This is a genomic window from Vibrio sp. 378, from assembly GCF_033339435.1.
Genome location: NZ_JAWOUO010000225.1, coordinates 1 through 950, shown reverse-complemented (window position 1 = coordinate 950; position 950 = coordinate 1). Strand labels below are relative to the sequence as shown.

Here is a 950-nt window from a genome sequence, read left to right as displayed (position 1 = left end):
GCGCTGTTAAGATCACGTGACGCTTCGTACAACAAACCAGAAAGATAGAAGAGATAGCCGTTTTGCACCGCGCTGAGTTTTTTCCCTGCATCTGGATAACTCGCGAGCACGCTGCCTAAGTTGGCTGACATACCTTGGTTTTTAAGATCTTTTTCTGCCGACTTCAGCTCTTTTTCACGCGCTTTTCTCGCCGCTTCCTGAACTTGGTTGGCACGACGAACTTCGACGAGTGCGCCTTCTAAATCATTTTTTTGTAGATAGTTCAGACCAAGGTATAAATGCAAAAAGCCGAGTTCGTAGTCTGCAGGTTGGTATTCGTTAAGATTGTCGTTTACAGCAAGTGAACCTACGCTCGTCGCTGTTTCAGAAACAGAAATGGTTGCTCGGTCTTGTTGAACACGTACCGCGCGGTCGCTCTCTTCGAGAGCTTTGAGGCTGGTTGGATAATCTTTCGCAAGGAATGAAATACGACCCTTTTCGAAATTGCCAAGGATCTCGCCACCGACGTCGCTCGATTGGAGTTGCTTAGCGTGGGCATAATTGCCAGCAACAACTGCCTGACAAACTTCTTGATTCTGGTCGCTGTAGTGGCTAAACAAATTGCCCGCAGACAAATTAGCGCAGCCAGACGCCATCAAGACCCAGCTAATCAGTCCAAACAGCTTCACACCTAATTTCACATTTATCTCCGCAAATGTGTGCTCAGAAAAGAATATAAATAGGGTGGCATAGGCACCACCCTTTTCAAATTAGCTTAGCTCAATACCATTGGGCCTAAAGGACGACCGCCTAGTAGGTGCATGTGGATATGGTAAACCTCTTGGCCACCGTGAGGGTTGCAATTAAGGATCAAACGGTAACCGTCTTCAGCAATACCTTCTTCTTTCGCAAGCTTCTTCGCCACAGTGAATAGGCGTCCCATCATTGCTTCGTCTTCTGCTTCCACATCG

Annotated in this window: 1 protein-coding gene and 1 pseudogene; both read right to left on the bottom strand. The window is 47.3% G+C overall.

From position 1 onward, the window contains the following. Positions 1-680: pseudogene (locus R7Q48_RS25325) on the bottom strand (hypothetical protein); the annotation flags it as partial. Positions 681-754: 74 nt separating this feature from the next. Continuing rightward, positions 755-950, bottom strand: a 196-nt coding sequence (locus R7Q48_RS25320; protein ID WP_318119722.1) for an HIT domain-containing protein, incomplete at its 5' end; no start/stop codon positions are given.